We start from the raw sequence: 23629 nt of genomic DNA on the forward strand, positions 1-23629 counted from the left end.
TCGCTCTAGCGGGAAACTGGATGCGGCTCATCGTCCGGCGCCTTCCGAAGGCATCGGCATTGTGACGCTGGACGGGGCAGTCCCTGTCTCTTCGAAGACCAGCATTGCCCCGTACCTGGCCGGCTTGCCAAAACTCAGCGGGCGACCGTGCAGGATCCCGTTCGACGGGGCGTACAGCAAGGTGACCAGGCCGGTCAGCATCGCGACCGGTGATCGTCCCTCCATTCGCAGATGCCGCAGAGCGACCGCCGCCACGGTCGGCACAATGATCAGAACCAAGGCCTGAACCGGACCCGCCACGTCGAGCCAGAGTGGCCGTGAGTACCACAGCGCCGCGAACAGGCCGAGCCATGTCGCCAGCTGCGGGATCGTGACCGGGTAGGGCAGATCGAGGTTGGCGAGCTTGCGGATGGTCTTGGGATAGGTCCGTGCTCGGCGGTAGGAGCGCAAGATCCGCTCCCCCTCGCCCAGCTCATCGGAGACGCTCACGCCGGTCACCTCCCACTCAGGCCGGTGACCGTGGACCCGATCACGTTCTTGATCGACTCGACGTTCTCCATCCCCCACAGCGCCGCGCCGCCGAGCACCAGGACCGACACGATCGCCATGACGTTGCGGGTCTTCCAGAACGTCGTCAGCAGATGCACCACGACCACCGCGATCATCAGACCGGTCACGGTCACGACCAGCTTGTGACCCAGCCCCTGCAGCAGCCCGAACACGTCCCCGTTCATCGGACTCGGTCTCCCTGCGCGAGCAGCGGTGCGGCGTCCATCGCCGCCACCACCCACTGGCCACCCCGTGTCGCCATGCGCAGCGCATACGCCAGCAGCTGCACGCGCCCACCCGCGTCCACCGCCCGCACCTGCGCCAAGATCGCCTTCGCCTCGCGCGCAACTCCGACACTCGTTGCCGCGGTCACGCGCACGACCTCGGCTCGGATGAACGGCACCGGGACCACCGGCGCCAACCCGGCCTCTGCCGCCACGTAACGCACCAGCTCACCGCGCCCGACCAAGTAGGCATCCAGGAAATGCGCGACCGCATCCACCATCGGATCACCAAGGTCCAGCGGCGGCCCCCCGTACAACGGCGGTGGAAGCGGCACCCGAACCGGAGCCGACACCACCGCAGGAAGATCGGCTGCCGCGAACCCGCCGCCCGCCGCGACCACCCCGACCCGGAAATACCGAGTCCCCAACGCGGCGAATCGACCGCGCTGTTTCGGGCCTTCGAGATCGGCGGCGACCGTCACCGACCAATAGCCGGCCCGCACCTGTTGGGCGTCCACCACCCACGTCCGGACGGAACGCAAGCCATTCGGCCTGGCCTCCAGCTGCGGCGGATCGGCGAGAAACGGCCTCAGCCGATCTTCAGTTCCCTCACCTGCCGACACGTATGTGCTGACGTACGACTCCGCCCATCCGGTAGGCCCGGCCGCCATCCCCGACACGTTCGCATCAGCCAGACGCGCTGCCAGCCGAACCGCGTGCGCTGCCGTGAACAAAGCGGCCACGGCCGACAGCGCGAGCACAATCAAAGCCGCCCACACCCCGGCTCGCACCAGTTGAGCGCGCCCCAGCTGCGTCCCCAAGTCCACACCGCCCGGCAGCACACGACGCAACCGCTCCGCCATTCGCTCTGCCTGCGGCACGAACCATCCTGGCCACGACACCATGACGCCCCCGAGGTGATGAGAGTGAGCTCCTACCTCGGTATGGACCCTCCACGGCTCCCGCGCCGACGCTCTCCGCGATCTCCGGCATCACCCGGCACCGACCGGCGAGCAGCGACAACCAGCGACGCCCGCGCTCGGCGCAGTCGACCTGCCGCCGCTGTCACCGAGATCCCCAGCCGCGCCGCGAGTGCGGTCACCGGTTCACCTTCCAGGTCCGCCCGGACGATCAATTGCGCCTGATCCTGGCTGATCAGCCCATCGGCAACCGCCTCCGCCAGGACCCGCAGGACCTCCACACCCGCGTGCTCTGCCAGCCGCTCCGAAGGGTCCAGAGACCGGCCGCCTGCAGGCTCCGGAACCGCATCTCCAAACGGCTCGACCGTGACCGTCGCAGCGAACCCGCGCGGCGGCCGCACCCTCCCACGCGCCCGGCCCAGCACCTGCGCGCACACCTTGGTCGGCTTCCACGTCGACCGCGGGCTCCGGATCTCCTCCCACACCGCCGCCACCAGAGCCGCCCGCCGCTCGTCCGGGCTCAACGCGGCCACGTACGGATGCCCGAACAGTCTCTTCAGCCCCGGCAACAGCAGCTGCAGGACCACCCGCGCCGCCAAGTCCCCGATCTTGCTCCGCACCCGCGCCTGCCTCAGCAACGCCAACAAGATCTCATCGTGTCGATCCAGATCCTCCACACGCCCCCGAGCCGCCATCACAACCACCAGCTCAGCCAGGTCCGTCAGTTCCCCCAGGACCGGCTCCACACGTTGGATCTCCTCAAAGACCCGGCCGGTCTCCGGATCCTCGCGCAGACGATCCCACTCATCCTCGAGCTCCGAGATGACACTCGAACCAGACATCGTTCCCCCCGTACGGCGCGCATCCGCCGTACGAGCGAGTGTCAATCCCGACCGTTCAACCGACCGTGACACCACCGTTTAACCGAACGCTGTTAGACCACCTCCAACTAGCTTTGCTAAAGGCTGGTCAGCCGGTCGCGAGGCCATGGAGGTCGGCCAGGAGGGCGCGGACGCGTCGTTCGATCTCGTCGCGGATGGATCGGACGTCGGCGGTTTCGAGGCCTTGGAATCGTCGATGGTCCAGTCTTCGTAGCGTTTTGCCGGAGACGATCGGGCAGGCGTCGCCGCAGCTCGTGATGTCTCCAGATGGGTATGAATACCGTCCTGGCCCATTCCGGCATCCAGGTGGCTCCCATGGGCACTCGCCTCGGCATCGTCGTCCGAACCGCGCGCGTCGGCCACGGGTGGACCCAGGCCGAGGCCGCGCGGCGGCTGCACTGCTCTCGCTCCACGCTGTCGCGCATCGAGACCGGTGCCCGCGCAGTGCTGGATGTCGACACGCTTCGGCGACTCGCGGCGGTCCTGGGCATCTCCCCGGCCGATCTCGGCATCACCACTACCGTGACGGGTGAGCCACCAGCGGAGGATGATGTGCGGCGCAGGGAGCTGTTGCAGAGCTTGGCCGTGACGGCGGCTGCCTCCGCCGTCCCCGCCCACGCCGCAGCCACCCGCGCCCACGGCGAGCCGGGCGGCCTCCTGGTGGCTCGGATCCGCGACGCCATGCTCGGCACCGGGCCACGCCCCACCCCGATCTCCCCAGAGCGCTTGCGGGCAGCGCTCACATCAGCAGTTCGCGACTACGACAACGCCCACCTCAGCCGCCTCGCCGAGACCCTGCCACGGCTGTTGGCCAGCGGCGGCGACACCCTCGCCGAGACCTACAACCTGACGACCCGGCTACTCATCAAGCTCGACACCGAACTCGCCTGGATCGCCGCCGACCGCGCCCGCGGCATCGCCGGCTCCACCGGAGACCCGCTGGCTGGCGGCGAGGCCGCCCGCAACCTTGCCGTGCTCGCCCGCCGCGCCGGCTGGTACTCCCAAGCAACCCAAATCGCGCTCGACACCGCCGAGAACGACGCCCTCCAAGGCGCCGACCCGGCACGCACCGCCGAACGCGGCCTGCTCGTCATGTCCGCTGCTTACACCGCCGCGCACGCCGGCGACCAGGCCGGGATGCGGGAACTCACCCGGCAGGCCGAGGCGCTCGCCACGCAACTCCACGGCGCCACCCTGCTGCGCCACCACGGCGGCGGTTTCTCCACTGCCGCCGTACGCCTTCACCTGATCTCCGCCGAATACTCCGCCGGTGATCCCTCCGCAGCGATCACAGCCGCTCGCAGGATCCGGCCGGGGCAGCTGCCCACTCTCGAGCGCCGCGCCCGGTTCTACACCGATGTCGCCCGCGCCTACGGCATGTGGGGGCGTCGCGACGCATGCCTGCACGCGCTGCTGGCCGCTGAACGCGCCGCCCCCGAGGAGACGCGTGCCCGCCCCGCCGTCCGGGAGTTGGTGACCGGGCTCCTTGTCGCGGGCCGCACCACGCCGGACCTGCGCGGCCTGGCGGCCCGCTGCCGCATCAGCTGAACCGGCCCAGCCCTTAACCGGAACACCGCAGCGGCGACAGCGCAAGGGCATGTGCACAGGCCGCACATCCCGTTGCCGCACCTGCACCGCCATCTGGCCTGGTTCCGGGCGCCGGGCGACCGTCGAATCGACAGACCCCACCAGGAGGGAGCTCCCCATGGAGCCCATCACCGCTGCACCAGCCAGCCGTACCGACGTCGCGCTGCGCGACCCCCGCGCCTTCGTCACCGCAGAGATCTGGGACCGCGAAATCCAGCTGCTGGTCCGCGACCACCCCTTCGACACCGTCATGGCCGAACGCATCTTCGGGCAGGCCGTCGCCTACCTGATCACCGCCATGGAGAACCAGGGCGTCCCGCTCGGCGTCGGCCAGCTGGTCGACTACGGCGTCCACGCCCTGATCCTCGACACCAAGATCTACCGCGAGTTCTGCGCGCAGCACTTCGACGGCCGCTTCCTCGATCACATCCCCGAGATCGACCGCAAGGTCGATGGCACCGTGGAACGCACCGCCCGCACCATCGAGGCCGGCGGCTTCGCGGTCGACTGGCCGCTGTGGGCACACGACTTCGCCAAGTGCTCACCGTGCGCGCCCGGGAGCAACCCGCACTAGCCCGAACCAGTTCCGTCCTGCCGAGGCCCCGCGTTAGCGGGGCCTCGGCCTTTCGCATCGTGGACCAAGCGTCTGCCGCTACCTTCATCCCATGAGCCTCAAGGACGTCGGATGGTCTCAGCAGCACCCCACCAAGACCCTGATCGACCCCGACGAGGGCCCAGTAGAGGTCGACCTCGAGATGATCCCGCTCATCGAGGCCATGTGGGCGTCCGGCTACACCACCCTCATGTCCTGCCAGGACATCGGCGAATCCATCCTCACCGGCGGAACTGCGATCCCCGAACCGCTCTGGCCCAGGCACTCCGCCTTCTACATGGGCTCAGCCTGGCTCAAGGTACCGGCCGGCGACGGAACCAGGCTCATGCAGGCGTTCAAGCCGATCCTCCGGCCCGGCGAATGGCTGGCTCAGATCCCGCTGACCGCTGACGGTCCGTGCACCTGGGCGTCGATCCACTTCCCCCGCGAACAGATCAACGAAGCGACCAAGCTGCTCGAACCCTAGGCCCGGCCAGGAAAGGGGTGAAGGGCTGGCGCGACCTGCTGCTGATCTCCTTCGGATACCTCCGCCACCTGGGCGGCCTGGCAGCACCGCGGCTGCCCTCTGTCCCGCGAGCGCTCGCGCGAGCTGACCAGATAGTTGGCGGGGGGGGAGTCAGTCAGTTGGATTCCCGTCCCGCACATACTGTGGTCGCCCCGACGCAAGGGCCTCAATGGCTTGTTTTGTTCGTCGCCATACGTACGGTCGTAGCCGCTCTGCGGCTTGTTCTTCGGTGCAGAACTCGTACGCGCGCAACTCGCCGTCGAGAAGCTGAAAGCCCTGGGCCTGCTCGGCAGTGAGGACGCCACCGTCAAAGATAAACATCAACGAGTCATCCCACGGACCGTGTGGAGACACCCAGTCGACTATCAACAGGCCACCCACATACACTTCCAAGCCGAGCTCTTCATTCAGTTCGCGTCGAACGGTTTCATCTGGCGGCTCGTTGGCCTCGCTCATGCCACCCGGCAAGTCCCAATCGGGCTTGTACTTGGGATCAACGAGCAAGAACCGACCTTGTTCGTCCCGAACCAGTAGGTCAGCAGCTACCCGCTTTCGCGGTTGAGACGCATTTCCTTCCGCAAGGTACGCGGCCCAGGCGGCCGGGTCACGTTCATAAAGCGGCTTATCCGATGTCATGAGAAGCCGTCCGCCGAGAGCCGACGGTAGAGCAGCACCCGTTCACGCAGGACATCATGCAGACGGCGCAGGAACTCTGCAACCACCCGGCTGGCCCGGTACGGCTTCAAGAGATCCTGCACCTCTCGAAGCTGCTCTATCACAAGGTATGAGCTGAGCGATTCAGTGGCGTCCAACACCTCACGCCCGACAGAGCATGCCTCATCCGGCCTGTCCTGAGCGATGAGCACCGTAATGAGAAGGAGCTGCCCAAAGGCGCGACTCCGCGTGTGTGCGCTTGGCCGCAGCGAGATGATCTGCCGCGCCTGGGCCTCCGCCTCACCTAGGGCCCCGACTTGTCGCATGCAGCGGGCTGCCTCGCTGGCGAGAGAGCCTTCATCAAAGTGACTCACCCAGGGTGAACCAGTATAGCTCGCCGCTTTTTCCAACGCCTTCTCTGCATGTAGCAATGCTTTGCTGCATTCCTTTTGTTGCTGCAGAGTGGCGAGACTGCGCGCCTCCATGGCCAACAGTCGGGCACTTAGTCCTGGATTCGGGGGCCCGCTCGCCAAGAGTTGCTGACCTTGGCGAGCTAGGTCGATAGCCGCACTTGGCTTACCGGCATGGATCGAAAGATGACTCATGCTCGCATAAATGTGCGCCCTGAGATGAAAGTCACCGCCGATTGTGGCAAGGTCGAGAGAGCGCCCGAAATGCTGCTGAGCAGCCAAACTCTGGCCAGCATCATGCGCCATCCAGCCAGCCATCTCTGTGAGCGCACTCGCAGCCGTGAACAGGGTTCTATCGTCATCGGTTCCGCCGAACAGGCGTGGCGCAACCGTCGTTTGCAGGTAACTCACCACGGTGGGGTATAGGTGCCCCCCACCGATCTGGCGATCCGCTAGACGAAAGGCTTGCATCACGCTGACATCAGAGTCACCCTCAAATTCAGTGAGGGCATGTCCATTGACATTTGAGGGCATGCGTGACCGTGCGGGATTCTCGAAACGCGCCGCAGAGGTCACCGCGCGAGGCACCGACAGATCATTAGAAGATCTCTCGGTGGGCAACTTAAACCACAATAGAGGTTCGGGGATGCTGAGCGTTTGCGCCCACTTCACCAGTTTGTCGAGATCCCTGGGCGGCGCACCGCTCTCGATGCGGCTCAATTGTGTCTGCGTTACATTCAGCCAGCCAGCCACGATCTCTTGCGGCAACGGACGTGCGCCATGCCACGGGTGGTGGCGATAAGCGCGAATCACTCTGCCCATATGCCACGAAGCCAGGGCATCAGAAACGATGTCTGCGCCCCAGAATCCATCCGGCAATACCGGCGGAGTAAGCGCAAGATCGCGATCCCGGCGTTGGCACGGAGAGCATTGGCTCACGTTGCTGTCAGCCGCGAGACGCGAACCGCATGAACGGCAGTACCGGCTGCTGCCGTGGACTGGCGCTGACATGGCCGAGGGTCGCTCCTCGCGTGAGCTGAGCCTCAAGTCTAGACCCGCTAGTCATCGCGATGTAGCGGCTTATGCACTGCACGCATACGGGCTATGCAAACGGCGCCATGGTGAGGCCGGCCCAGCCATCGGATGCTCGCTTACCGAACACGACGGACAGGAGGTCCTGACCATGGCCAGCCTTGACAGGCCGCGCGAGCCCTCACCCGATGACATCGTCGGCGCCCCCAACGCGGACGATGCGAACGGGCGTCTGGCCGCGCTGGATATGGCCGCCCGAGCGCACGAGTTGCCCAATGAGGTCACGACGGGCGACCACGGACAGAACTACTACGTACGGATGGACCGTGGCCGCCGTGCACCAGTACGGGTGTTCTGCCGTCCTCGGGCTATGGACGGCGGACGTCTGTGGTTCTTCGCCGACAGAGGCACCCCGGTGGCCGAAGCCTCGGACATCCGCGCCGCCCTGGTGTGGCTCAAAGAGCAGGCCGCTCCGGTCGAGAACGACGACGAGGACGAGGGCGCCTACCGCCGTAGCGACCACAGCCACGCCGCGTCCTCCGGTGCCTGCGATGGCACGAAACCCGAGCACGGTCGCGGATAGCCCGCACCGCTCTGATGGCCACCCCCAAGCTCCTGGAAAGGGACAACAGCGATGACGGCCAACGCTCAACGATCTGCGCTCGTGCGGCCTGAGCTGCCTGGGCTGGAGACCCTGCCCGAGCTCTGGGTGCTGCCGGACATGCCGCTCATCACCGCTGGTGAGTTGGAGGGCATTGCCTACATCGAGCTCACTCGGCTACGGGCCACCTACAGTCGGGGCCGGGATGCCTGGGCGATCATCTACATCCCGGCCGCTTGTGACGGGCTCAGCTGGGCCGCGGTGCAGCACGAACGCATCGAAACGGGCCGCACACCCCAGGAGCTTGAGGGCCGCATCCAACCTGACACCCCTCACTCCGCTCCTCCCCGAGCCGGAGGCGTGGCCATTCCCGCTGTCTCCAGCCATGACCTCGCGCCGGTGAGCCTGGAGATCAACACGGCGCGTGTGCCAGTCGATCCGACGACGGGGCCGTTCGCGTCCTTGTATCGCCACTAGACAGCCTGCCCGGCCAGTTGACCCGCTGATCGCCGAGCGCCATACACCGACCCGACACTCCCGACGCCTCCCGAAGGGATACCCCTCCGATGACCGAAAGCGATCAGCCTGGCCAGGCCAAGACCGGATTGACGCTGCTAGACGACAGCACGCTCTACGTGCGCATGACGACGCTGATGGCTGAGCGGGGAGCGGTCGATAGTGAGAAGGCCTCTCGCATCATCGGCCAGGCCGTGGTCCTCGCGCACTACGCACTCACGCACCTCAACGTCGCCCTGTCACCGAGCAGTGACGTTGCCAGGGGTGTGGAGGCCTTCGTGCTCCACAGCGCGGACTGGGAGATCTTCTCCATCCGTTACGGCGGGGGCCGGAACCGGCTCTATCACGTGCCGTGCCTGCCCGGGAAGGTCGACAGGAACGCTCCCAGCGGCGCCACCGTCGTCGGGCCATCGGAATCTCGCCTGGTGCTCAGCTCCGCGGGTTACCTGACTGACCCAGACCTGTGGCCTCTGCATGAGACGACCCCCAGGTCGTACCTGTTCAGCCAGGCATGTTGTAACCACCACGAAGCGCCGTTCACCGAATCGCTCGCGGTCCGGCCGCAGGCTGGCTCCACAAACGAACCGGGTGGTGCGTCCCCAGCACCGGCCGCCTAACGCCGCCCCTGTCTCCCTCCGGGCGGGCTCACGGGGCCAGCGAACACCCCTGCTTTGTTCCCCAGCAAACAAGGTGATCGTCCCGTTGGCGGTTCACAGCTCATGACCGCCGGCACAGCCCCGCAAGAACTCGTGATGCGCGCCCGGAGGGCCCCGACCACCTGCAGAAGCTGACCACGAGGAAGGTACGGAACTGGTGTCTGGTTTTCGGCGCATGATCGAAGGGCTTTGGCCGCCTCAGGTGCCGCTTTGGCTGCGGTGGCGGTTTCGGCGCCGTGTCGCCGAGTGCCGCACTCGGCTGGAGATGGCCCGCGACGAGGCGCTGAACGAGTGGCCGGAGCTGTCCTGCGAGGTGTTCCAAGTGACGCCGCGTCACATGCCGCGGTTGCACGCCTCCGACGGTCCGGGCGGTGGCCTGGCCCTGCTCGGCTATAGCGAGTCGGGATACGTCGGGCCCGGGTGGGGCGGCGCGCCCGGCGACCGGCCGGACAAAGCGGCCCGCTACCTCATCGACACGGTGTGGACGTCCTCGGCGAGAAGGCCGCCCCTACCAGTTGTGGATCCGAAGCAAAACCCACAGTAGGCCCCTCCGGGCGCGCTGGCGTGAGACGTGGATAGCCACGCACCCGCCCCGAACGCACAGAACGATGCGCGGGGCGCATCCCTTTTGTGGCTCGTCTCCGATGCGCGCCGGAGGCCATCACTGGCCCAATCCGGGATACGGAGAAGACGAGAATGAAGACGCTCTGGACGATCCCCGACAAGTTGCGGTTCGGGCACCGGGAGTTGGTCGGCAGGAGCCACCACTATCTGGCCAATGTGCGTCAAGAGATCGAGATGTGGTCCGATCTGGACGTCGTACTCAGCGACGTCGCGCCGGGCGGTCTCTATGTGCTTGTCGCCCGGGACTGGCAGCGCAGCAGTGTCGCACTGCTGGGTTATAGGGAATCCAGCGCCGCCACGGGCGAGTTCTATGGCCAGCATCAGGTGCGGGTGTGTCCAGTGAGCCAGCCTCACGTGGCCGCCCAGTATGTGATCGAACAGGTCGCCGTTCAGGCGGCCAAGGGCGCGCCTGGCCACTGCAGCGGCGGCGGTGGCCCCGCCGTGCGGGGAACGTTGCTGCCCCTCTCCGGCAGGGACACCTTCCCGCTGCCAGCCAAAACCCCAAGGATCATGTCGAGGCCGGGCGCCGGCTGGCTCGCCAAGCTGCGGGCAGCTCGCCGGCGTCACACAATGACTCGTCCAGAGCGTTGATCAGCTGGGCCAGACGAAATGCCTTGGCCGCCAACTCATCGGGCCGCAGGATGCGGATGCTGTCCCAGTGCTCGTAGAGCAGCCGGGCAAGCCCCCGGATCTCGATCAAGGTCTCATCGGTGTTCACGATCTTCACCCCCTTCCAATAGGTCCAGCGCCGCCACATCTGCGTGTCGCGGCAGAGCATCGTTCGGCGCTGTTCGAATGTCGCGCCACCCCAGATCCCGAACCGTTCTCCTGCCGCCAGGGCGTACTCGAGGCACTCGTTCCGGACGGAACACGACCGGCAGATCTGGCGAGCTCGGGCGGTCCCACCCGGACGATGCAGAGAAAAGAAGATCTCCGGATCACATCCGATGCATGCCGCTCGCGACATCCATCCCGGAATCAAGCTCATCCTCATGCCAGATCACTCTTTTATAGCTATAATAGCAGTACCACGCGAGTCGGCCAAAGATCGTGTGCAGTCGTGTGCAGTCCACAGGCGGGCCGTGTGCAATCTCGCTGCACACGGCTTGCACAAATCCACGGAAAGTAGCGCATCGTGACAGTCAAATCACGTAATGGAACGGCAGCCGGAGCGCCGTCTGTGCTGGTGGGGTCAGGGATTCGAGCCTGCTTGGGCAATGACCCGACAGGGCAAGTGGTTACTGACGAGTAGGATGTTGGTTACTAGCGAGTAGCATTGAGCTCGTGGGTACTCGTGCCGCCGTCCGCGAGGGGGCGGCACGGGGCTCAACACCTCATCCGGCGCCCGGTTGCCGGCGCCGGCCCGTAGCCAGCAGGGAGGACGACCCGTGCCACGCACCGCACGCGACGTCGTGTTCGTCGACGGCGTCCGCACGCCGTTCGGCAAGGCGGGCCCGAAGGGCCTGTACGCGGAGACCCGCGCCGACGACCTGGTCGTCCGCGCGATCCGCGAGCTGATCCGCCGCAACCCGTCCCTCCCGCCCGAGCGGGTCGACGAGGTCGCGATCGCCGCCACCACGCAGATCGGCGACCAGGGGCTGACGATCGGCCGGTCGGCGGCCGTGCTGGCCGGGCTGCCGAAGTCGGTGCCGGGCTACGCGATCGACCGGATGTGCGCGGGCGCGATGACCGCCGTGACCACGACGGGCGCGGGCATCGCGTTCGGGTCCTACGACGTGGTCATCGCGGGCGGCGTGGAGCACATGGGGCGCCACCCGATGGGCGAGGGCGTCGACCCGAACCCGCGGTTCCTGGCCGACAAGCTGGTCGACCCGTCCGCGCTGGTGATGGGCTCGACCGCGGAGAACCTGCACGACCGGTTCCCCGAGATCACCAAGGAGCGCGCCGACGCCTACGCGGTGCGCAGCCAGAACAAGCTGGCCGCGGCTTATGAGGCCGGCAGGATTCAGCCGGACCTGGTGCCGACGGCCATCCGGTCGGTGGAGAAGGGCTATGGGCTGGCGACTGAGGATGAGCCGCCTCGGCCGGGCACGACCGTGGAGGACCTGGCGAAGCTGAAGACGCCGTTCCGGGTGCACGGGAACGTGACGGCGGGCAACGCGGCGGGGCTGAACGACGGCGCTACGGCTTGTCTGCTGGCGGCCGAGGACGTCGCAAGGGAGCTCGGGCTCACGCCTCGGATGCGGCTGGTGGACTACTCGTTCGCCGGTGTCGAGCCCGAGGTGATGGGCGTCGGGCCCGTGCCGGCGACGGAGAAGCTGCTGGCGCGGAATTCGATGACGATGGACGACATCGGCCTCATCGAGATCAACGAGGCGTTCGCCGTGCAGGTGCTGGCCTTCCTGGAGCACTTCAAGATCGCCGACGACGACCCGCGCGTGAACCCGTGGGGCGGCGCGATCGCCGTGGGGCACCCGCTCGCGTCGTCGGGTGTACGGCTGATGAACCAGCTGTCTCGCCTGTTCGAGGAGCGCACCGACGTCCGCTACGGCATCACCACGATGTGCGTCGGCATGGGCATGGGCGGCACCGTCCTCTGGGAGAACGTGAACTGGGAGGGTGCCAAGTGAGCACGTCTGACATCAAGGGTCTGTTCTCCGACGAGGTCGTCACCCACGCGCCGGTGCGCGATGTGCAGCTTCCGTACGGGGCCGGAACGCTGGCCCTGATCACGCTGGACAACGGCTTCGACCACACCAAGCCCAACACGTTCGGCCCGAACGGCCTGACCGAGCTCAACGCGGCCATCGACGCCGTCGCGGCTCGCGACGACATCGTGGCCGTGGGCGTGACCGGCAAGCCGTTCATCTTCGCCGTCGGCGCCGACCTCAAGGGCGTGCCGCTGGTCCAGCAGCGCGAGGACGCCCTGGCCATCGGCAAGCTCGGCCACGATGTCTTCCGGCGGCTGGGTGAGCTGGCCGTTCCTTCGTTCGCGTACGTGAACGGCGCGGCGATGGGCGGCGGCGTGGAGATCGCGCTGCACTGCTCCTACCGCACCATCTCCGCCGGGGTCCCGGCGCTGGCGCTGCCCGAGGCGTTCCTCGGCCTGGTGCCCGGCTGGGGCGGCACCTACCTGCTGCCGAACCTCATCGGCGCGGAGAAGGCCCTCAAGGTCGTCATCGACAACCCGCTCGCCCAGAACAAGATGCTCAAGGGCAAGCAGGCCTACGACCTGGGCATCGCCGACGCGATCTTCGAGTCGGCCGACTTCCTCGAGGAGTCGCTCACCTGGACCGCCCGCGTGCTGAAGGGCGAGCTCGAGGTCGAGCGCCCCGAGGTCGACAAGGGCAAGGCCTGGGACGACGCGATCAACATGGCCCGCTGGACCGTGGACGGCAAGCTGCACGGCGCCGCCCCGTCCTACGTACGGGCGCTGGACCTGGTCGCCGCCGCCAAGGACCGCACCCGCGACGAGGGCTTCGCCGCCGAGGACGAGGCACTGGCCGACCTCATCATGAGCGACGAGCTGCGCGCCGGGCTCTACGCGTTCGACCTCACCCAGAAGCGCGCCAAGCGGCCCGCCGGGGCGCCGGACAAGAGCCTGGCGCGCAAGGTCACCAAGGTCGGCGTCGTCGGCGCGGGTCTGATGGCCGGTCAGCTGGCGCTGCTGTTCGCCCGCCGCCTCGAGGTCCCGGTCGTGCTGACCGACCTCGACCAGGCCCGCCTGGACAAGGGCGTCGCCTACACCCACGGCGAGATCGACAAGCTGCTCGCCAGGGGCCGCGTCTCCTCCGACAAGGCCAACCGCCTGAAGTCGCTCATCTCCGGCTCACTGACCAAGGACGCGTTCAACGACGCCGACTTCGTCATCGAGGCCGTGTTCGAGGAGATGTCGGTCAAGCAGAAGGTGTTCGCCGAACTGGAGGAGCACGTCTCCGCCGAGTGCGTCCTGGCGACCAACACCTCCTCGCTGTCGGTCAGCGAGATGGCCTCTGAGCTGAAGCACCCCGAGCGGGTCGTGGGCTTCCACTTCTTCAACCCGGTCGCCGTACTGCCGCTGCTGGAGATCGTGCGCGGCGAACGGACCGACGACGCGGCCCTCGCCACCGCGTTCGCGACCGGCAAGCAGCTGAAGAAGTCCTGCGTGCTGGTCAAGGACGCCCCGGCGTTCGTGGTCAACCGGATCCTGCTGCGCCTGATGGCCGAGATCATCCAGACCGTGGACGAGGGCACCCCGATCGAGGTGGCCGAGCGCGCCGCGGCGCCGCTCGGCCTGCCGATGCCGCCGTTCGTGCTGATGGGCCTGGTCGGCCCGGCGATCGCGCTGCACGTGAACGAGACGCTGCACGGCGCCTTCCCCGAGCGGTTCCCGCTGTCGGAGAAGTTCGCCAAGTTCGTCGCGGCCGGCAAGACGGGCGTCTACCTGCCCGACTTCACCATCGACCCGGAGGCGGCCGAGATCTTCGCGGGCGGCACCAGCCCGTCCACCGAGGAGCAGGTCCTGGAGCGGGCGCTGAACGCGCTCGCCGAGGAGATCGGGCTCATGCTGGACGAGGGCGTCGTGCAGGCCGCGCAGGACATCGACCTGTGCATGATCCTGGGCGCCGGCTGGCCGTTCCACCTGGGCGGCATCACGCCGTTCCTGGACCGCAGCGGCGTGGCCGAGAAGGTCACCGGCAAGCGGTTCCTGGAGCCCGGCGTGGCGAGCCTGCCCGCATAGTGCCTGCCTGCACAGGGCCGGGCTTGCCCGCATAACGAAACCCCACAGAGAGGGGCGTTCCGCGACATGCAGAACGCCCCTCTTTTTGGTGCATTGCGTGACGAGACCGACACACTGGTGTTTCGACCGTGCGAAAACGGCGATGATCTGGCCGTCGTGTCACCCGCGCACGAGGGAGTGCCTGAACCGTGGCGAGCCTGTTCCGCACGAAGTCCGTCGAGCAGTCGATCCGGGACACCGAGGAACCCGGCCACCAGCTACGACGACGATTGTCGGCGCTGGACCTGACGGTGTTCGGTGTCGGTGTGATCGTCGGTACGGGCATCTTCGTGCTGACCGGGCAGGTCGCCAAGGACAAGGCCGGGCCCGCGGTGGCGATCTCGTTCGTGCTGGCGGCCGTCGTCTGCGGGCTCGCGGCGCTCTGCTACGCCGAGTTCGCCTCGACCGTGCCGGTCGCCGGATCGGCCTACACCTTCTCCTATGCCACGCTCGGCGAGTTCCCCGCCTGGATCATCGGCTGGGACCTGATCCTGGAGCTGGCGCTCGGCGCGGCGGTGGTCGCGGTCGGCTGGTCGGGGTACGCGGTCTCGCTGCTGGACGACATCGGGATCACGATCCCGGCGTCGATCAGCAATCCGCCCGGCGAGGGCGGCTCGATCAACATCCCGGCGATCCTGCTGGTGCTGGCCGTGACCGCGCTGCTGGTCGGCGGCATCAAGATCACTTCGCGGGTGAACGCGGTCATCGTCGGGGTCAAGATCGCCATCGTGCTGCTGGTGATCATCGCCGGCCTGTTCTTCGTCAAGGCCGACAACTACAGCCCGTTCATCCCCAAGTCCGTCTCCAACGACTCGGTCAGCGGGATGCAGGCACCGCTCATGCAGGTGCTCTTCGGCATCACGCCGGTGAGCTTCGGCTGGCTCGGCATCTTCGCCGCCGTCGCGCTGGTCTTCTTCGCCTACATCGGGTTCGACATCGTCGCGACCGCGGCGGAAGAGGCCAAGCGCCCGCAGCGCGACATGCCGATCGGCCTGATCGGATCCCTGGCCGTCACGGCCATCCTGTACGCCGCGGTCTCGCTGGTGGTCGTCGGCATGCAGAACTACACCAAGCTCAGTGACGAGGCACCGCTCGCCGACGCCTTCAAGGCCAACGGCCATTCGTCGTTCGCCACCATCATCAGCATCGGCGCCGTCGTCGGCCTCACCAGCGTCGTGCTGATCCTGCTGCTCGGCCAGAGCCGGGTCTTCTTCGCGATGGGCCGCGACGGGCTGCTGCCGTCCTGGCTGTCGGCCGTGCACCCGCGCTTCGGCACCCCGTACCGCTCGACGATCATCATGGGCACGATCGTGGCCGCGCTGGCGGGCTTCATCCCGCTGTCCAAGCTGGCCGAGCTGGTCAACATCGGCACGCTGTTCGCGTTCGTGGTGGTGTCGATCGGCGTGGTGATCCTGCGCCGCACCCGCCCGGAGCTGCCCCGCGCGTTCCGGACGCCGTGGGTGCCGGTGATCCCGATCCTGTCCGTGCTCGCCTGCCTGTTCGTGATGATCAACCTGCCGGTGGAGACGTGGCTGCGGTTCTTCGCCTGGATGGTGATCGGCGTGGTGATCTACTTCGCGTACGGCGCCCGGCACAGCCGCGTCGCGCGGGCGACCGAGGCGCAGCAGGTCAAGAGCTGAGAAGCACGATTCGCACCGGCGGGTGATCGTCCTCACGGTGTCCTTTTGGACGCCGTGTAGGCAGAATGGCGCGCATGGCGACTCCTCCGCAGGTTGCAGTGATCGGTTCCGGCCCGGCCGGGCTGTACGCCGCCGAAGCCCTGGTGAAGCAGACCGACGGCGACGTGCAGGTCGACGTCTTCGACCGGCTGCCGACGCCGTACGGGCTGGTGCGCTACGGGGTCGCGCCCGACCACAAGTCGATCAAGTCGATCGCCCGTTACCTGCAGCGCGTGCTGGAGGGCGCGGGGGTCCGGTTCTTCGGCGAGATGGAGCTCGGCCGCGACCTGAGCCGCGCCGACCTCCTGGAGTGCTATGACGCCGTCATCTACTCCACCGGCGCGATGGTCGACCGCCAGCTCGGCATCCCGGGCGAGAACCTGCCGGGCAGCGTCGCCGCCACCGACTTCGTCAACTGGTACTGCGGCCACCCCGACGCCGCCCACCACGACTTCGACCTGACGGCACGCGAGGTCGCGGTCATCGGCGTCGGCAACGTCGCCGTCGACGTCGTCCGGATCCTGGCCAAGACGCCCGAGGAGCTCCGCGACACCGACGTTCCCGAGCAGGTGCTGGAGAAGCTGGCGCAGAGCCGGGTGGAGCGCATCCACATGATCGGGCGGCGCGGCCCGGCGCAGGCCAAGTTCACCACCAAGGAGGCCCGCGAGCTCGGCGAGCTCCCGAACGCCTCCATCCACGTCCTGCCGCAGGACATGGACCTGGACCCCGCCAGCGCGACGGTCGCCGAGAACGACCGGCACGTGCGCGGCAACGTCAAGGTGCTGAACGGCTGGACCGGTGAGCCCGCCGCGGCGCCGCGCCGCATCGACGTGCGCTTCTGGCTGGCCCCCGAGGAAATCCTCGGCACCGCCCAGGTCGAGGGCCTGAAGCTCGAGCGGACGCGGCTGGACGACAGCGGCCGGGTGGCCGGCACCGGGGAGTACGAGACGCTCCCGGTCGGCATGGTGCTGCGCTCGGTCGGTTACCAGAGCGTCCCGCTCGACGGCGTCCCGTTCGACGAGCGCTACCACGTGGTGCCGAACGAGGGCGGCCGGATCCTCGACTCCGACGGCACGCAGGTCCTCCGCGAGTACGTCGCCGGCTGGATCAAGCGCGGCCCGACCGGCGTGGTCGGCACCAACAAGTCCGACGCGGCCGAGACCGTCAAGAACCTCCTCGCCGACCTCAAGGACGACCGCGAGCGCCCCTCACGCACGATCGAGGAGCTGCTGGAATCGCGTGGGCTGCCGGTGGTGACCTACTCCGACTGGCTCAACCTGGACGCCGCGGAGATCGCCCTGGCTCGTTCCCTCAACCGTGGCGAACGCGTGAAACTGGCTCACTGGGAGGCCATGCGGAACGCCATCCGGCCCTCTTGAACACCGCTCGGTAGCCCCTCGAACCACCGAAGAGTCGGCGTTCCGACCCAACCCCTTCCGAATCGCACGACCATCCGGGCCAATCACGGCAAAGCTCCGGCCTGCGAAGACATGCCGTGAGGGAAACAGTGACGCGAGTGTGATCGGGGCGCTACGGTGCGCGTGTGACCGGTGGTCCAGAGCTGTACGGATTCCCCCCGCCCGGCGCGCTGCCCGACCTGAGGTGGCTCGGCCCGGACTACGTTTCCGTACTCGTGTACGACCTGACGCAGGGCCTGCTGCGCCAGGACACGGGCACGTGCGTGATGGGGGTGCGGTGTGAGGGCGAGCCCGAGATGAAGGCCGCCGTCGACCCCGCCGGGGTGATCCGTGCCCACGACGCGTGCTTCCCGCTCCAGGTCTTCGTCCAGGACGGCGCGGGCCGTCCCTGGCGCCTCAGCGGCCTGTGGACCTACTCGGGCCGCGACCTCGGCACCCCCGCCGCCTCGATCACGCATTTCTGGCAGCTGGTCGCCGCCGAAGGCGTCTGAACCGACGGCCCGTCCCCCAAAACCCCACTCGACGATAAAGGGCATTCGTCTTAACGAAGTTCGTTTTCTCCGGCGGCGCCCGGTTGACCCGCTCACGGGCCCGGAGAGACGTTGTCGAGTATGTCCGAGTTCCGATTTTCCTTGAATCTCTTCGGTATCAGTTTGAAGGACGGCGACGTCTTCAAAGAAAAGTGCCGCGAGGCGGAACGACAAGGGTTCGACGCCGTCTACGCGCCCGACCATCTCGGGGAGGTCGCGCCGTTCCCGGCCCTGGTCGCCGCCGCGGCGGCGACCGAACGGCTCCGGGTGGGCACGCTGGTGCTCAACTCGGCGTTCTGGAACCCGCACCTGCTCGCCCGCGAGGTGGCCACCACCGACCTGCTCACCGGCGGCCGGCTGGAGGTCGGCATCGGCGCCGGCTACTCCAAGTGGGAGTTCGACGAGGCGAGCATCGGGTTCGAGCCGTTCGGCAAGCGGGTCGACCGCCTCACCGAGACCCTCACCGTGATGGAGAAGCTGTTCGGCGGCGAGGGCTATGAGGCGCGCCGCCCGCTGCGCGAGAACATGGGCCTGCCAGACATCGCGCCGGTCCAGCGCCAGGGCTTCGGCGGCTACGGCCCGCCGCTGCTCGTCGGCGGTACGGGCGACCGGATGATGCGGCTGGCCGCCGAGCACGCCGACATCGTCGGCATCACCGGCCTGTTCCAGGTGAAGGGGCGGCCGCCCGGCACGCTGCAGATCGGCACCGCCGCCGACGCCGACGACCGGGTGCGCTTCGTACGCGAGCACGCCGGTGACCGCGTCGACCGGATCGAGTGGAACATCCTCGTCGCGGCCGTGGTCGTGACCGGCGACCGCCGCGCAGGCGCGGAACAGGTCAAGGCGCAGTTCGGGCTCGATCTGAGCGTCGACGACATCCTGGAGACGCCGTTCGTGCTCATCGGGACCGTCGACCAGATCGCCGAGAACGTGCGCGCCAACCGGGAGCGGTTCGGCTTCACGCATCTGACCGTCAACGGCCTGTTCAGCGATTCCTTCGTCCCGGTGATCGAGGCTTTGCGCTGATGCGGTACACGCTGCTCGGAAAGACCGGGGTGCGCGTTTCCGAAATCGCCTTGGGCACGATGACGTTCGGCGAGGACTGGGGATGGGGCGCGTCCAAGGAAACGTGCGCGCGCCTGCTCGACGTTTACGCCGAGGCCGGCGGCAATCTCGTCGACACGGCCAACAACTACACCAACGGCAGCGCCGAATCGATTCTGGGCGAACTGCTGGAGGGCCGCCGGGACCGGTTCATCGTCTCGACCAAGTACACGCTGCAGACCCGGCCCGGCGACATCAACTCCGCCGGCAACCACCGCAAGAACCTGGTCTGCTCGCTGGAGCGGAGCCTGCGCAGGCTCCGCACCGACCACATCGACGTGCTGTGGGTGCACGCCCGCGACACCCTCACCCCGATCCCCGAAGTCATGCGCGCGCTCGACGACCAGGTCCGCGCCGGCAAGCTGCTGTACGTCGGCGTCTCGGACTGGCCGGCCTGGGAGGTCGCGCAGGCCAACACGCTGGCGGACCTGCGCGGCTGGTCGCCGTTCGCCGGGCTGCAGATCCGCTACAACCTCCTGGACCGCAGCCCCGAACGCGACCTGCTGCCGATGGCACGCGGCTTCGACCTGCCGGTACTGGCGTTCGGTCCGCTCGCCGAGGGCCGCCTCACCGGCAAGTACCTGAACGGCAACGGGAGCGGTCATGGCAACGGGAGCGGCGAGACCGGGCGGCTCACGCCCGGAATGTGGCCGCAGACCCAGACCGGCAGCGACGACATCGTGCACGAGGTGCTCAAGGTCGCGCGCGACGGTGGCTGGAGCCCCGCCCAGGTCGCGCTGGCCTGGCTGCGCACCCGGCCCGGCACCGTGATCCCCCTGATCGGCGCCACCAGCGAGGCCCAGCTGCGCGACTGCCTGGGCAGCGCCGAGATCACCCTGGCGGACGAGCACCTGGCCCGCCTGGACGAGGTCAGCCGGATCCCGCTCGGGTTCCCGCACGACTTCCTGCGCCTGAGCTTCAACACCGAGGCCATCTACGGCGAGCAGTGGCGCCAGGTCGACGACCGCCGCACCACCGTTCGCCGGGTCCCGAACGACGCCCTCTGACCCCGTTCCCCAGTCACAACGCTGCCGCGCGACTCCTCCCGTCGCGCGGCAGCTTTCGTATGCGCACAAGCATTCGTACGAGCACCGCCCGAAACAAGCGCACAGCACAGCTCCCCCATGAACAGCACAGCGCGCCCGCGGCGGCGGCCGCGGACGCGCTCCCTGGTACGTGGGCCGGGTACCAGGCTGTTGCGGTCAGAGATGGATCCCCTCGGGACCGGCGATCATCACGTCCAGCAGGACGGGGCCGTCGACGGTGAAGGAGCGCTTGAGCGCCTCCTGCAGCTGGCTCGCGGTCTCGACGCGTTCGGCCGGGCAGCCGAAGCCCTGCGCGATCGCGGCGGTGTCAACGCCGGTCAGGTCCCAGCCGCTCCGCCACTTCTCCTGCTCCATGATGCTGATCTTGAGCGAGACGTAGCCGGCGTTGTCGGGGATGACGAACGTGACGGGCAGGTTGTGCTTGGCGGCCGTCCACAGCGCGTGCAGCGTGTACTGGGCCGATCCCTCGCCGACGACCGCCACGGTGCGCCGGTCGGGCCTGGCCATCGCGTAACCCACCGCGCCGGCGAACGGGAAGCCCAGCGCGCCGGTGGTGGAGGCGAAGTAGTCGTTGCCCGGGCCCAGGTGGATCTGCTCGTGGAAGTACGTCCGGTCGATCGGCAGCTCCTCGAACACGGCGGCGTCCGGCGGAAGCTCCTGCGCCAGCGTGTGGAACAGGTAGGCCTGGGTGAGCGGCTCGGTCGCCTCCGGAACGGGGATCTCCTCGCGGGCCACCGGCTCGGCGGCCTCTCCCCTGGGCTCGATCAGCGGGACGAGCCCGCGGACCGCCGCGCCGGGCGGGCACACGTAGGTGGTCGAGGCGATCGACCACGAGGCCTGCTCGGGGTCGTCGGTCACGTGCAGGATCGTGGTGCCCTCGGGGAGCGCGTCCCAGACGACCTTGGAGTCCAGGTCGGCGGGGTGCGTCGCGAACAGGTCCATCGAGGTGATCAGCGTGAACGCGGGCCCGCCGAGCACCGCGACGACGTCGTGCCCGCTGAGGATCTCGCTGATCATCGCCGGGATCGGCGGCAGGTGGCGGCCGAAGCGCGGGTGCGTCTCGGGGAAGCTGGCGCGCGGCCAGGCGGGGCTGCCGTAGACCGTGGCGTTCAGCCGTTCGGCCAGCGCGACCAGGTCCTGCCGCGCGCCCTGGGTCTCGACGGCGGGCCCGGCGACCAGCGCGGGCCGTTCGGCCGCGTTGAGCGCCGCCGCCAGCTCGGTCAGCGCCTCCTGGTCGGGGCTGACGGCGTTGCGGACCCTGCGGGGAACGACCGGCACCTCGGCGGCGGGCCGCACCCAGTCGTCCTCGGGGATGGAGACGAAGACCGGGCCCTTCGGGGCCTGGTTGGCGATGTGGAACGCCTTCAGCAGCAGCTCAGGCACGTCCTGCGGCCGCGCGGGCTCGCCGGTCCACTTCACGTACGGCTGCGGCAGCAGCGTCGCGTCGCGCGCCTTCAGGAACGGCTCGCCCAGCATCATCCGCCGGCCCTGCTGACCACCGATGATCACCATCGGGGTGTGCGCGCCGGAGGCGTTGTAGACCGACCCCATCGCGTTCCCCAGGCCCGCGCCGCCGTTCACGATGACCAGCGGCGAGACGCCGGTCGCCTGCGCGTAGCCGTCGGCCATCGCGACGACGGTCGCCTCCTGCAGGCCCATCACGAAGCGGATGTCGTCGGGCCAGTTCTCGAACAGCTTCATCTCGGTGAGGCTGGGGTTGCTGAAGACGGTCGTCATGCCGAGCTCGCGCAGCAGCTGCATGGTGGCGGCGCGAACGGTCCCGTCGCCCGCCGTGGGTGTCGTCATCGGTAAGCACTCTCCTTCAGGTTCAGAGTCGCGGTGCCGCCATCAGACGTCACGGTTTCCGATGCTTGTTCCAGCTCAGAAAATGCGGGCGCCGGGGTCAATGTCCGCCCGCTTCACGACGCGCACTCGGGCAAGTCGCGGTGATGACTGCGACAGGTCGCTGATCATGATGAAAGCCGTTCGCCGCCGCTCACGAGGACTTGCCAGAATGCGCCGGTCGCGTTCCCGCATCCTTCACAGTTCCGCAGCGGTCGCATTACCGTGCAATCAAACGGCCGACGATGCGCCGACACCATCCAGGAAATGCGGCGCTGCCGGGAGGTGACACTGCCATGCCGCTCAGTGATTCGACCATCAGAACGCTCGCGAACGAATGGTTCGAGGCGCTGGACCGCCACGCACCACTAGAGGAGGTCACGCGGTTCCTCAGTGACGACGACGAATTCGAGATGCGCCTGCCCGAAGGCGTGCTGCGCGGAAGCTCGGGATTCGCCGACTGGTACGGAATGGCGACGACCAGGTTCTTCGACCAGCGGCAGACCATCACGGGCCTCGCCACCGACGCCGACGGCGACGAGAGGGGCGAGGAGGTGTCGGTCGACATCGACGTCAACTGGCAGGCGCGCACGCGCGACCCGTCCGGGCCGACGAGCCAGTGGATCGGCTTCGACGTGAAGCAGACCTGGGTCGTCGTTCCCGGCGCCGACGGAACGGGAGCCAGGATCAAGACCTACAGCATCAACGGCCTGACGCCGATGCCCGGCTCCGCGTCGCTCTAGGAGAGCCCTCGGGGAGGTTGATGAATGACCACGACCAAAAGCACATCCGCCGTTCGTGACGACGCACCAAGAAAGAGAAACCGGCCAGGGTGGTGGCGGTCCCTGTGGATCGTGCCCCTGGCCGGTTACTGTCTCTATTTCTCCGGCTACGCCTGGTACCACTACATCAGGTTCGACCCCGACTACGTGAGCGCCTCGATCCGGGACACGCGCTACCATTTCCTGCTCTTCGCGCTGCACGTGAACCTGGGCGGCGTCGCGGTGGCCACGGCCTGGATGCAGGTATGGCAGTGGCTGCGCAACAACCATCCGAAGGTGCACCGGATCACCGGGCGCTTCTACTTCTTCCTCGGCGTCTTTCCCGCCGGCCTGCTCGCCATTCCGAACGCGATGCTCTCCTTCTCCAGAGTGGCGGGCTTCGCGCTCTTCGTGCTGGCCCTGCTGTGGCTCGGCAGCGGCGTGGCGGGCCTGCGGGCGACGCTCCAGCACCGCTACGAGGACCACCACCGCTGGATGGTCCGCAACATCGCCATGACCACGGCGATCGTGAGCATGCGCGTCATCAACGAGCCGATCGAGTGGTTCATGAGGACGTTCATGCCCGACAGTCCCCCGCTGTCGCCGCTCGAGGTGTACGGGGCCGCCGCGTGGACCGCCATCATCACGCACCTGCTCGTCGCCGAGTGGTTCGTGCTGCGCCCGCGCCACCACCGGCGCTCCGGCGGCCGGCCGCCCCAGCGCCCCGCGCACGCCACCGCGAACGCGTGACGAACCG

25 protein-coding genes are annotated in these 23629 nt (G+C 68.0%); 17 read left to right on the plus strand and 8 right to left on the minus strand.

Features of this window, described 5'->3' with window-relative positions:
• Nucleotides 1–27 precede the first annotated feature (27 nt).
• Genes J4573_RS16580 through J4573_RS16595 form a run of 4 tightly spaced genes read right to left on the minus strand, consistent with a single transcriptional unit; the run spans nt 28 to nt 2535 of the window.
• A complete protein-coding gene (locus J4573_RS16580; protein WP_208256381.1) occupies nt 28–489 on the minus strand; it encodes a hypothetical protein in 462 nt (153 codons plus the stop codon).
• Between the two features lie 5 nt (nt 490–494).
• The gene (locus J4573_RS16585) at nt 495–734 is read right to left on the minus strand and encodes a hypothetical protein (RefSeq protein ID WP_208256382.1); all 240 of its coding nucleotides are present in this window, start codon (nt 732–734) and stop codon (nt 495–497) included.
• Entirely contained in the window at nt 731–1654 is a 924-nt protein-coding gene (locus J4573_RS16590; RefSeq protein ID WP_208256383.1) for a conjugal transfer protein, read from the minus strand. Before J4573_RS16590 ends, J4573_RS16585 begins: the two co-directional genes overlap by 4 nt.
• Before the next feature lie 53 nt (nt 1655–1707).
• Nucleotides 1708–2535, minus strand: coding sequence for a hypothetical protein (locus J4573_RS16595; RefSeq protein ID WP_208256384.1), 828 nt, complete (start codon nt 2533–2535; stop codon nt 1708–1710).
• 354 nt (nt 2536–2889) lie between these two features.
• On the opposite strand from J4573_RS16595, the gene J4573_RS16600 reads away from it, so the two are divergent.
• From J4573_RS16600 to J4573_RS16610, 3 genes are all read left to right on the plus strand, one after another.
• Entirely contained in the window at nt 2890–4122 is a 1233-nt protein-coding gene (locus J4573_RS16600; protein ID WP_208256385.1) for a helix-turn-helix domain-containing protein, read from the plus strand.
• Between the two features lie 157 nt (nt 4123–4279).
• On the plus strand, nt 4280–4735 hold the full coding sequence (locus J4573_RS16605; protein ID WP_208256386.1) for a glycine-rich domain-containing protein: 456 nt from the start codon (nt 4280–4282) through the stop codon (nt 4733–4735).
• A gap of 91 nt (nt 4736–4826) precedes the next feature.
• Nucleotides 4827–5240, plus strand: coding sequence for a hypothetical protein (locus J4573_RS16610; protein ID WP_208256387.1), 414 nt, complete (start codon nt 4827–4829; stop codon nt 5238–5240).
• 150 nt (nt 5241–5390) lie between these two features.
• Here the strand turns inward: J4573_RS16610 and J4573_RS16615 are convergent, their stop codons facing one another.
• Entirely contained in the window at nt 5391–5915 is a 525-nt protein-coding gene (locus tag J4573_RS16615) for an NUDIX domain-containing protein (protein WP_208256388.1), read from the minus strand.
• Nucleotides 5912–7222, minus strand: coding sequence for a helix-turn-helix domain-containing protein (locus J4573_RS16620; protein ID WP_208256389.1), 1311 nt, complete (start codon nt 7220–7222; stop codon nt 5912–5914). The genes J4573_RS16615 and J4573_RS16620 overlap by 4 nt, the downstream gene beginning before the upstream one ends.
• 304 nt (nt 7223–7526) lie before the next feature.
• On the opposite strand from J4573_RS16620, the gene J4573_RS16625 reads away from it, so the two are divergent.
• From J4573_RS16625 to J4573_RS16645, 5 genes are all read left to right on the plus strand, one after another.
• The gene (locus J4573_RS16625; RefSeq protein ID WP_208256390.1) at nt 7527–7958 is read left to right on the plus strand and encodes a hypothetical protein; all 432 of its coding nucleotides are present in this window, start codon (nt 7527–7529) and stop codon (nt 7956–7958) included.
• Between the two features lie 51 nt (nt 7959–8009).
• Entirely contained in the window at nt 8010–8453 is a 444-nt protein-coding gene (locus tag J4573_RS16630) for a hypothetical protein (RefSeq protein ID WP_208256391.1), read from the plus strand.
• 89 nt (nt 8454–8542) lie between these two features.
• On the plus strand, nt 8543–9109 hold the full coding sequence (locus J4573_RS16635; protein ID WP_208256392.1) for a hypothetical protein: 567 nt from the start codon (nt 8543–8545) through the stop codon (nt 9107–9109).
• A 214-nt stretch (nt 9110–9323) separates the two neighbouring features.
• Nucleotides 9324–9692, plus strand: coding sequence for a hypothetical protein (locus tag J4573_RS16640; RefSeq protein ID WP_208256393.1), 369 nt, complete (start codon nt 9324–9326; stop codon nt 9690–9692).
• A gap of 152 nt (nt 9693–9844) precedes the next feature.
• Nucleotides 9845–10363, plus strand: coding sequence for a hypothetical protein (locus tag J4573_RS16645; protein ID WP_208256394.1), 519 nt, complete (start codon nt 9845–9847; stop codon nt 10361–10363).
• On the opposite strand, the gene J4573_RS55340 is transcribed toward J4573_RS16645, so the two are convergent.
• On the minus strand, nt 10281–10766 hold the full coding sequence (locus J4573_RS55340; protein WP_208256395.1) for a WhiB family transcriptional regulator: 486 nt from the start codon (nt 10764–10766) through the stop codon (nt 10281–10283). The two genes, J4573_RS16645 and J4573_RS55340, sit on opposite strands and share 83 nt — an antisense overlap.
• A gap of 394 nt (nt 10767–11160) precedes the next feature.
• On the opposite strand from J4573_RS55340, the gene J4573_RS16655 reads away from it, so the two are divergent.
• The 7 genes from J4573_RS16655 (at nt 11161) to J4573_RS16685 (ending at nt 20230) form a co-directional block, all read left to right on the plus strand.
• Nucleotides 11161–12363 (plus strand): thiolase family protein, encoded by a 1203-nt coding sequence (locus J4573_RS16655; RefSeq protein ID WP_208256396.1) that lies wholly within the window; start codon nt 11161–11163, stop codon nt 12361–12363.
• Entirely contained in the window at nt 12360–14453 is a 2094-nt protein-coding gene (locus tag J4573_RS16660) for a 3-hydroxyacyl-CoA dehydrogenase NAD-binding domain-containing protein (protein WP_208256397.1), read from the plus strand. Before J4573_RS16655 ends, J4573_RS16660 begins: the two co-directional genes overlap by 4 nt.
• Nucleotides 14454–14641: 188 nt before the next feature.
• Complete coding sequence (locus J4573_RS16665; protein ID WP_208256398.1) at nt 14642–16132, plus strand: amino acid permease; 1491 nt, start codon at nt 14642–14644, stop codon at nt 16130–16132.
• Between the two features lie 74 nt (nt 16133–16206).
• On the plus strand, nt 16207–17550 hold the full coding sequence (locus J4573_RS16670) for an FAD-dependent oxidoreductase (protein ID WP_208256399.1): 1344 nt from the start codon (nt 16207–16209) through the stop codon (nt 17548–17550).
• Nucleotides 17551–17714: 164 nt separating this feature from the next.
• Nucleotides 17715–18080 (plus strand): hypothetical protein, encoded by a 366-nt coding sequence (locus J4573_RS16675; protein ID WP_208256400.1) that lies wholly within the window; start codon nt 17715–17717, stop codon nt 18078–18080.
• A 162-nt stretch (nt 18081–18242) separates the two neighbouring features.
• Nucleotides 18243–19145, plus strand: a complete 903-nt coding sequence (locus J4573_RS16680; protein ID WP_243773106.1) for a TIGR03621 family F420-dependent LLM class oxidoreductase — start codon at nt 18243–18245, stop codon at nt 19143–19145.
• The gene (locus tag J4573_RS16685; protein WP_208256402.1) at nt 19145–20230 is read left to right on the plus strand and encodes an aldo/keto reductase; all 1086 of its coding nucleotides are present in this window, start codon (nt 19145–19147) and stop codon (nt 20228–20230) included. Before J4573_RS16680 ends, J4573_RS16685 begins: the two co-directional genes overlap by 1 nt.
• Before the next feature lie 195 nt (nt 20231–20425).
• Here the strand turns inward: J4573_RS16685 and mdlC are convergent, their stop codons facing one another.
• The gene (gene mdlC, locus J4573_RS16690; protein ID WP_208256403.1) at nt 20426–22075 is read right to left on the minus strand and encodes a benzoylformate decarboxylase; all 1650 of its coding nucleotides are present in this window, start codon (nt 22073–22075) and stop codon (nt 20426–20428) included.
• A 332-nt stretch (nt 22076–22407) separates the two neighbouring features.
• Here mdlC and J4573_RS16695 point away from each other — a divergent pair, with 332 nt between their 5' ends.
• Together J4573_RS16695 and J4573_RS16700 are read left to right on the plus strand one after the other, a co-directional pair.
• Nucleotides 22408–22854, plus strand: coding sequence for a hypothetical protein (locus tag J4573_RS16695; protein ID WP_208256404.1), 447 nt, complete (start codon nt 22408–22410; stop codon nt 22852–22854).
• A gap of 111 nt (nt 22855–22965) precedes the next feature.
• The gene (locus tag J4573_RS16700) at nt 22966–23622 is read left to right on the plus strand and encodes a DUF2306 domain-containing protein (RefSeq protein ID WP_208256405.1); all 657 of its coding nucleotides are present in this window, start codon (nt 22966–22968) and stop codon (nt 23620–23622) included.
• Nucleotides 23623–23629: the final 7 nt, after the last annotated feature.

Source organism: Actinomadura barringtoniae (genome assembly GCF_017573505.1).
Classification (GTDB): Bacteria; Actinomycetota; Actinomycetes; order Streptosporangiales; family Streptosporangiaceae; genus Spirillospora; species Spirillospora barringtoniae.

Excerpts from the sequence above, each read along its gene's own strand:
- J4573_RS16610 (WP_208256387.1), top strand. The coding sequence starts at position 4,827 with ATGAGCCTCAAGGACGTCGGATGGTCTCAGCAGCACCCCACCAAGACC.
- J4573_RS16685 (WP_208256402.1), top strand. The coding sequence starts at position 19,145 with ATGCGGTACACGCTGCTCGGAAAGACCGGGGTGCGCGTTTCCGAAATC.
- J4573_RS16585 (WP_208256382.1), bottom strand. The coding sequence starts at position 734 with ATGAACGGGGACGTGTTCGGGCTGCTGCAGGGGCTGGGTCACAAGCTG.
- J4573_RS16670 (WP_208256399.1), top strand. The coding sequence starts at position 16,207 with ATGGCGACTCCTCCGCAGGTTGCAGTGATCGGTTCCGGCCCGGCCGGG.
- J4573_RS16645 (WP_208256394.1), top strand. The coding sequence starts at position 9,845 with ATGAAGACGCTCTGGACGATCCCCGACAAGTTGCGGTTCGGGCACCGG.
- J4573_RS16595 (WP_208256384.1), bottom strand. The coding sequence starts at position 2,535 with ATGTCTGGTTCGAGTGTCATCTCGGAGCTCGAGGATGAGTGGGATCGT.
- J4573_RS16630 (WP_208256391.1), top strand. The coding sequence starts at position 8,010 with ATGACGGCCAACGCTCAACGATCTGCGCTCGTGCGGCCTGAGCTGCCT.
- J4573_RS16695 (WP_208256404.1), top strand. The coding sequence starts at position 22,408 with ATGCCGCTCAGTGATTCGACCATCAGAACGCTCGCGAACGAATGGTTC.
- J4573_RS16615 (WP_208256388.1), bottom strand. The coding sequence starts at position 5,915 with ATGACATCGGATAAGCCGCTTTATGAACGTGACCCGGCCGCCTGGGCC.
- J4573_RS16605 (WP_208256386.1), top strand. The coding sequence starts at position 4,280 with ATGGAGCCCATCACCGCTGCACCAGCCAGCCGTACCGACGTCGCGCTG.
- J4573_RS16635 (WP_208256392.1), top strand. The coding sequence starts at position 8,543 with ATGACCGAAAGCGATCAGCCTGGCCAGGCCAAGACCGGATTGACGCTG.
- J4573_RS16625 (WP_208256390.1), top strand. The coding sequence starts at position 7,527 with ATGGCCAGCCTTGACAGGCCGCGCGAGCCCTCACCCGATGACATCGTC.
- J4573_RS55340 (WP_208256395.1), bottom strand. The coding sequence starts at position 10,766 with ATGAGGATGAGCTTGATTCCGGGATGGATGTCGCGAGCGGCATGCATC.
- J4573_RS16600 (WP_208256385.1), top strand. The coding sequence starts at position 2,890 with ATGGGCACTCGCCTCGGCATCGTCGTCCGAACCGCGCGCGTCGGCCAC.
- J4573_RS16640 (WP_208256393.1), top strand. The coding sequence starts at position 9,324 with ATGATCGAAGGGCTTTGGCCGCCTCAGGTGCCGCTTTGGCTGCGGTGG.
- mdlC (WP_208256403.1), bottom strand. The coding sequence starts at position 22,075 with ATGACGACACCCACGGCGGGCGACGGGACCGTTCGCGCCGCCACCATG.